The 8,089-nt window shown below is 67.2% G+C and carries 7 protein-coding genes; all 7 read left to right on the forward strand.

Annotated elements, in window-relative coordinates; all coding sequences use genetic code 11:
* Positions 1-2,293, forward strand: a 2,293-nt coding sequence (locus tag ACWELQ_RS30390) for a tetratricopeptide repeat protein (protein ID WP_452400465.1), incomplete at its 5' end; no start/stop codon positions are given.
* Between the two features lie 274 nt (positions 2,294-2,567).
* The gene (locus ACWELQ_RS30395; RefSeq protein WP_452400466.1) at positions 2,568-3,278 is read left to right on the forward strand and encodes a (2Fe-2S)-binding protein; all 711 of its coding nucleotides are present in this window, start codon (positions 2,568-2,570) and stop codon (positions 3,276-3,278) included.
* A 165-nt stretch (positions 3,279-3,443) separates the two neighbouring features.
* Positions 3,444-5,501, forward strand: a complete 2,058-nt coding sequence (gene thrS / locus ACWELQ_RS30400; RefSeq protein ID WP_452400467.1) for a threonine--tRNA ligase — start codon at positions 3,444-3,446, stop codon at positions 5,499-5,501.
* Positions 5,498-6,073 carry an HIT family protein gene (locus ACWELQ_RS30405; RefSeq protein WP_452400468.1) on the forward strand — a complete coding sequence of 192 codons (576 nt, stop codon included), beginning with the start codon at positions 5,498-5,500 and terminating at the stop codon, positions 6,071-6,073. Before thrS ends, ACWELQ_RS30405 begins: the two co-directional genes overlap by 4 nt.
* A gap of 37 nt (positions 6,074-6,110) precedes the next feature.
* Complete coding sequence (gene pgsA / locus ACWELQ_RS30410) at positions 6,111-6,782, forward strand: phosphatidylinositol phosphate synthase (RefSeq protein WP_452400469.1); 672 nt, start codon at positions 6,111-6,113, stop codon at positions 6,780-6,782.
* A gap of 20 nt (positions 6,783-6,802) precedes the next feature.
* Positions 6,803-7,786, forward strand: coding sequence for a phosphatidylinositol mannoside acyltransferase (locus ACWELQ_RS30415; RefSeq protein ID WP_452400471.1), 984 nt, complete (start codon positions 6,803-6,805; stop codon positions 7,784-7,786).
* The coding region (locus tag ACWELQ_RS30420) for a glycosyltransferase (RefSeq protein ID WP_452400470.1) at positions 7,783-8,089 on the forward strand (307 nt) is incomplete at its 3' end. The genes ACWELQ_RS30415 and ACWELQ_RS30420, both read left to right, overlap by 4 nt.

Here is an 8,089-nt window from a genome sequence, read left to right on the forward strand (position 1 = left end):
GGTGGTGGTCGGCTGGTCGAAGGTCGGCAAAACCCGAACTCTGTTCGAGGCGGTCCGCCGTGTCTTACCCACCGCGTCCATGCTGGTACCCGACAGCGATACGCTGCACCGAATCCCGTCGCATCCGGCGTATGGCCGCGGCAACGAAACAATCGTCATATGGCTCGACGACCTCGACCGATTCCTGACGAACGAGCATCCACTGACCCCTGCGCTGCTGACCCATCTGCGCACCGCGCATCCGGGCCGCACGATCGTGGCGGCGACGCTTCGCCGCGAAGCGTACGAGCGGCTGCGCAAGGACGACGGTGAACTCACCTACACCAGCCGGACACTGCTCAACCAAACAACTCGAATCGCACTGGAATCCACAGTCGGCAACGCCTTCGAGCACGTTGCGGCCGAGACCGGCTACCCCGACCTGGATCTGGAGCGATACCGGGCGCAGGGCTACGGGCTGGGAGAGGTGCTGGCCGGGGCACCGGCATTGCTCGAACGCTACGAGCATGCCGACAGTCGATTGCGTGCAATCATCCAGGTGGCGGTCGACTGGCAGCGTATCGGCAGGCAGGATCCGATCCCCGAGCCGATCCTGCTCGATCTCGCCGACCGGACCGCTCGCCGCATACAACCGAACTTGCGCGCGGATTTCGCTGCCACGACCGCGGCGCTCACCGCCGCCACCGAACCCATGGAGCACACCGCGAGAATCGCGGCGCTCGAGACGATCTGGTTCTCCGACGACGACTGCGGCTACCGGGCATTCGACTATCTGGTTGCCGCCGACGACGGGCATCACTCGCTGCCCGCACGATCGATCCCCGATAGCTTCTGGGACGCGGCGACGCGGCATGCGGACCACGAGATTCTCATAGCTGCAGGGATGGCGGCGGGGCGGCGAGGCCGCGAGGATATCGCCATCGCGCTCTTCCAGCGTCCCGCGGAGGCCGGCAATACGTCAGCCATGAACAACTACGGGGCATTGCTGAGAAAGAGCGGTGACATCGAACGCGGTGAGGACTGGGTTCGCAGAGCGTCCGAGGCCGGCAGTTACCACGCGATGGGCAACTACGGCTACTTTCTTGCTGAACGCGGCGACCGCGAAGGCGCCGAGCGGTGGTATGTCGAGGGCATCGCGGGCGGAGACCTCAACGCGATGAACAACTTCGGTCTCCTGCTCCAGCAACGCGGTGACATTGCCGAGGCCGAGGCGTGGTGGCAGCGGGCCGCGGATGCGGGCCATGAGACCGCGATGTTCAATCTGGCCTTTCTGCTGGCGCAACGCGACGAGCTCGAAGCCGCCGAACGTTGGTGCCGTAAGGCCGTTGATGCCGGACACCACAGTGGTCTCGACATCCTGGGCCGGACACTGTGGATCCGTGGCCATCACCACGCCGCGATTCACATGTGGAAGTCGGCGGCAGGTGAAGGCGATACGGCCGCCATGGTCAGTCTCGGATACCACCTGGCATATACGGGGAGCAACAACGCCGATAACCCCTGGTACGCCAAGGCCGCCGCGGCAGGCGACACGTCCGGTCTGCGCAATCTGGCATTGCGACTGGCCAAGCGCGGCGACAGTGACGGCGCGGCGATCCTGTTTCAGGTCGCGGCGCGGGCCGGGGACGCGATGGCCATGTACAGCCTCGGGGTGATATGCGATCGAGGCGGCGAGAGCGAAGCCGCTATCGCGTGGTTCCGCGCGGCCGCAGCCAACGGCGATATCCGTGCGATGTGCAGACTCGCGGCTCACAGCGAGTTCGACGGAGACCGGACCCAATCCGACGACTGGCTGGCAAGGATCGCCGAATCCGACAAGGAAATTCCCGCTGCTGCCCGATACGAGCTCGGTCTGGTTTATCAGAATCGCGGGGACCTCGATAACGCAGAACATCATCACGGCAAGGCGGCCATGGCTGGATATCCTCCGGCCGCCGCCGTATTGGGGTTCATCCTGCTGGACAAGAAACAGTACGAGCAGGCCGAGGGATGGCTTCGATTCGCGGCCGAGCGGGGCGAAGGCGATGCGATGTACAAATTGGCGAATCTGCGGCACAGCAGCGGTGATTCTGCCGAGGCGCAGGACTGGCGGTGGCGCGCGATAGCTGCCGGGGAGAAGCGGGCGATCGCATGGTTCCGGCCACGGGAGCAACCACCGCACGAACCAGTTGCCACCGACCGGCCGAGCCGCCACGATCTCGGTTGGCTGACGCCGAAGACACTCGCATCGCGCAAGTGCTGGACGGAAACTGGGAAGGAAGCGGTCGGCATCTCGGTTCATCTGCGCCGATGATGCGCGGCGGTGCCCGAAACAGGTTGGTAGCGGAAGTATCCGGCATCACCGGCGGGGAATCCATCGCGACCGAGAGTGAGAATGGACTGTCGCGGGCTTCCCGTGCCGCGGGTCTGCGCCGGTGCGTTCTCGTCGGGTGTGTCGTCCTGGTCGGGGCGGGAGCGGGGCATACGCTGGGGCCGCCCGGAAGGGGACCACCGCGGGGTGGGATGGTGGCATTGTGGTGTAACCAGCGTGGGTAGTAATCACCGTGAGTCCGCAGGATCGGAGTCGGATGGAAATGGTTGCGCAGACCCCCGTTTCACAGGCCCAGGTGCCGGGCACCGAACTGCTTCGGCCGCAGTGGCTGGCCGAACGGATCGCCGAGATGGGGATCAGCTGGGGGACTGCCAACTCGCGGGTGTCGGGCACGCTGTGGTGGTGCATGGCGGCCTCGTCGCTGGTGGACCCGATCGTCGCGGCGGTGGCGGCCGACCGCCCCGCCTTCGACCCCGCCCTTGAACACATCAGCCTGGAGATCCGCCCGGACGGCGGTGTAGAACGGGTGATCCCGGAGCCGCACGCCTACGCGGTGGCGCTGGCCACGGCAGGCGTGAATTGTGCTCACCCGGAGCCGCATTCGGCCGCCTGCTGCGCCACCACCCCGATCGGGCAGGCATTGCGCCACACCTTGTCGCGGGTGATTCCGGTCGTCGCCGAGGTTTCCGGGGCGGGTGTCGCCTCGCTGTGGGCGATCGTGGCCGACGCCATCGGCAATCGTGCCCTCGACATCGGTGACGCCGAGGCCGGTGCCCGCCTGGCCCGCGATGTGGCGGGCCGCCTGCCCGTGCCGCGCTTCCAGGACATCGGCGGCCGCACCTTCGTGCGCCGCATCTCCTGCTGCCTGGTCTTCGAGGTCCCCGGCTGCGAAATGTGCACCAGTTGCCCCAAACGCCCTGCACCCGAGCGCGAGGCCCGGTTGGACGAATTGGCCGCGCGCGGCTGAACACTGGTTGGGCCGGTCCATCGGCGCGGGGTCGTGGGCGTGCCGATAGAGTGGTTGCCGCCGGAGGTATGTGTTTCGTGACCGGCCACGATCGCGGGGAGATCTCTCCTCGCACCAGACCTGGCGGGACCTCTCGCCGATGACGATGCCAAGGAGTGCGCAGCCGTGACCACCTCAGCCCAGCAGACCCCAGCCGCCCGCGTCCGGGTTCCGGCCGGGACGACCGCCGGGGCCGCGGTGCGCGAGGCGGACCTGCCGAGCAAGGGACCGGGCGCGGTCATCGTGGTGAAGGATGCCGCGGGTGACCTGAAGGATCTGTCGTGGATCCCGGAGCTGGACACCGAGGTCGAGGCCGTCACCGCCGATTCCGCCGACGGGCGCAATGTGATCCGGCATTCGGCCGCGCATGTGCTCGCGCAGGCGGTGCAGCAGGAGTTCCCCGGCGCCAAGCTGGGCATCGGGCCCTACATCAAGGACGGCTTCTACTACGACTTCCAGGTGGAGCGGCCCTTCACCCCGGAGGATCTGACCAAGCTGGAATCCCGGATGAAGAAGATCATCAAAGGCGCGCAGCGGTTTTCGCGCCGGGTGGTCGAGGTCGAGGACGCCCGCGTCGAGCTGGCCAAGGAGCCGTTCAAGCTGGAGCTGATCTCCGACAAGTCGGGCATCGACGATCCGGAGGTCATGGAAGTCGGCGGCAAAGAGCTGACCATCTACGACAACCTGGATCCGCGCACCGGCGAGCTGATCTGGGCCGACCTGTGCCGCGGCCCGCACCTGCCGACCACCAAGTACATTCCGGCGTTCAAGCTGACCCGGTCGAGTGCCGCCTACTGGCGTGGTGACCAGTCGCGCGAGGACCTGCAGCGCATCTACGGCACCGCGTGGGAATCCACCGAGGCCCAGGACGAGTACCTGCACCTGCTCGAAGAGGCCGAGAAGCGCGATCACCGCAAGCTCGGTCTCGAGCTGGACCTGTTCTCCTTCCCCGACGAGCTGGGCTCGGGCCTGCCGGTGTTCCACCCCAAGGGCGGCATCATCCGCAAGGAGCTCGAGGACTACTCGCGTCGCCGCCACATCGCCGCGGGCTACGAGTTCGTCAACACCCCGCACATCACCAAGGGCCACCTCTTCGAGGTCTCCGGCCACCTGGACTGGTACCGCGACGGCATGTTTCCGGCCATGCATCTGGACGCCGAACTCAACGAGGACGGCTCGGTGCGCAAGCCCGGCCAGGACTACTACGTCAAGCCGATGAACTGCCCGATGCACAACCTGATCTTCCGCTCGCGCGGGCGCTCGTATCGTGAACTGCCGCTGCGCATGTTCGAGTTCGGCTCGGTGTACCGCTACGAGAAGTCCGGCGTCGTACACGGTCTGACCCGTGTGCGCGGCATGACCCAGGACGACGCGCACATCTACTGCACGAAGGAGCAGATGCACGCGGAGCTCACCTCCACGCTGCAATTCGTGCTCAGCCTGCTGCGCGACTACGGCCTCGACGACTTCTACCTCGAGCTCTCCACCAAGGATCCGAAGAAGTTCGTCGGCTCCGACGAGCTGTGGGAGGAAGCCACCGAAACCCTGCGCAAGGTGGCCACCGACTCCGGTCTGGAGCTGGTCCCGGATCCGGGCGGCGCGGCCTTCTACGGCCCGAAGATCTCCGTGCAGGCCAAGGACGCGCTCGGCCGCACCTGGCAGATGTCCACCATCCAGCTGGACTTCAACCTGCCCGAGCGCTTCGAGCTCGAGTACACCGGCAACGACGGCGCCAAGCACCGCCCGGTCATGATCCACCGCGCGCTCTTCGGTTCCATCGAGCGCTTCTTCGGCGTGCTCACCGAGCACTACGCGGGCGCGTTCCCGGCGTGGCTGTCGCCGGTGCAGGTGGTCGGAATCCCGGTCGCCGAAGCCTTCGCCGAGCACCTCGACGGTGTCATCGAAGCCTTGCGCGACAACAACATTCGCGCCGAGGTCGACCGCAGCGACGACCGCATGCAGAAGAAGATCTTCAACCAGACCGCGCAGAAGATCCCCTTCCAGCTGCTCGCCGGTGCGCGCGACGTGGAGAACAACGCGGTCAGCTTCCGCTTCCGCGACGGCACCCAGGTCAACGGGGTGCCCGTCGCCGACGCGGTCGCCACCATCACCGACTGGATTCAGCGGCGCGAGAACGCATCTCCGACCGCGGAGGGCTTCGAGATCCGCAAAGGCGATCAATGAGTGATTGGACCGTGCCCGGGCCGGACCAGATCGTGGACACCGGTGCCGGGGACCCCGACCGCTTGCAGCGGCTGTGGACCCCGCACCGGATGTCCTACATCACCGGCGAGGCCGAGGAACGCAAGGTGCCCAAGAAGACCGGGCACCCGTTCACGGACATCCCGGAGATGTCGGACGAGGACGGCCTGATCCTGGCGCGCGGGCAGTGGGTGTACGCGGTGCTCAACCTGTACCCGTACAACCCCGGCCACACCATGGTGGTGCCGTATCGTCGGGTCGCGAATCTCGAGGACCTGACGCCGGAGGAGAGCGCCGAGCTGATGGCGTTCACCCAGCAGGCGATTCGTGTCATGAAGCAGGTGTCGCGGCCCGAGGGTTTCAACGTGGGCCTGAATCTCGGTGGCGTCGCCGGTGGTTCACTCGCCGATCACCTGCATCAACATATCGTGCCGCGCTGGAGTGGAGACGCTAATTTCATTACCGTCGTCGGCGGAGTGAAGGTGATGCCGCAGTTGCTGCGCGAGACGCGGGCACTGCTGGCACAGGCGTGGAAGGAAGCCGACACGGCATGAGCCGAGGACACAGCACGAAGGGACATGGGGTAGCAGCGTGCTGAGCTTCTTCGGTCGCGAGACGTTCGCCAAAGCGACTGCGCCCCTGGGCAAAGCGCTGGTGAGCACCGGGCTCACCCCCGATGCGATGACACTCATCGGCACCACCGCCTCGATCGCGGCGGCGGTGACGCTGTTCCCGACCGGTCACCTGTTCTGGGGAACCATGGTGATCTGGCTGTTCGTCATGTTCGACATGCTCGACGGTGCGATGGCGCGGGCGCGCGGCGGCGGCACGAAATACGGTGCGGTGCTGGACGCCAGCTGCGACCGGGTGGCCGACGGGGCCATCTTCGCCGGGCTGGCCTGGTGGTCGGTGTACCACGAGAATTCCAAGCACCTGTTCGTGGCGACGCTGGTGGTGCTGGTGACCTCGCAGGTCATCTCCTACGTCAAGGCGCGCGCCGAGGCGTCGGGGCTCTCGGCCGACGGCGGGCTCATCGAGCGGCCCGACCGGTTGATCATCGTGCTGGTCGGCGCCGGATTCACCGGCATCGGCGGCTATTACGGCATCGAATGGCTGTCCTACGCGGTCTACGCCGCCATGTACGCACTGGCCGTGCTCAGCATCATCACCGTGCTGCAGCGGGTGCTGGCGGTGCGCAATTCGCCCGGCGCCCGCGACATCATCGCCCCCGTGGCGAAGGCTCCGGAGGAACCCCAGCGGTGAGCACCGATTTCACGTCCGCGATGACCGACAAGGCGTACGCGGCGGGTTGGCGTGTCGTGCGCGCGCTACCGGAAGGTTTGGCGCGCAAGGGATTCGACGCCGGAGCCAACTTCGCGGCCCGGCGGGCGAACAAGAAGGCGCGCCGCGGGCAGCCGAACATGCTGCGGCGCAACATGGCCCACGTGCTGGGTGTGACCCCGGACGCGGTGCCCGACAGCCTGATCGAGGCCGCCATGCGCTCCTACGCCCGCTACTGGCGCGAGGCGTTCCGGCTGCCGGGCATGGATCACGCCGCGCTGGGCAAGCAGCTGCGTGTGGCCGGTGCCGAGCACATCGATACCGCGCTCGCGCAGGGCAAGGGCGTGCTACTGGTGCTGCCGCACTCGGGTAACTGGGATATGGCCGGGGTCTGGCTGGTGCAGAACCACGGCCCGTTCTCCACGGTGCAGGAGCGGTTGAAGCCGGAGTCGCTGTTCGAGCGGTTCATCGCCTACCGGGCCAGCCTCGGTTTCGAGGTGTTCCCGCTGACCGGCGGTGAGCAGCCGCCGTTCCCGCAGCTGGCCGACCGGTTGCGCGCCAACAAGGTCGTCTGCCTGATGGGGGAGCGCGACCTCACCGGAAAAGGCGTGCCGGTCACCATGTTCGGGGAGCCGACCTGGGTGCCGGCGGGTGCGGCCCGGCTGGCGCAGGACACCGGGGCGGCGCTGCTGCCCGTGCACTGCTGGTACACCGTCGACGCGGACGGGCGCGAAGGCTGGGGCATGGAGGTTTTCGAGCCGCTCGACCTGTCGCACGGCATCGTCGCGGCCACCCAGGCGCTGGCCGACGTGTTCGCCGCCAATATCGCCGCCCATCCCGCGGACTGGCACATGTTGCAGCCGGTGTGGAAAAGTGATTTGTCGCAGGCTCGGCTCGAGCGCATCGCGGTCGCGCAGGCGAAACTCGGGTATGCGGAACCGGTTGCGGACACCGGTTTCGAGGGGTCGGGAACAGAGGCGCTATGAGGATCGGCATGGTCTGCCCGTACTCGTTCGACGTGCCGGGCGGGGTGCAAGCGCATGTCGTGGAGTTGGCGCAGGTGCTCATCGAGCGCGGTCACAAGGTGAGCGTGCTCGCGCCCGCCGCGGACGACACGCCGCTGCCGGACTTCGTGGTGTCGGCCGGTAAGGCCGTCGCCATTCCCTACAACGGGTCGGTGGCGCGACTGTCGTTCGGGCCAGATCGTCGGCGGCGGCCACGACCGTGCCCGACGGGTCGACGGCGGCGGCCCGCAGCTCACGATCCGATCCCGGCAGCACGGCCCCGGC

Source organism: Nocardia sp. NPDC004722 (assembly GCF_053601505.1).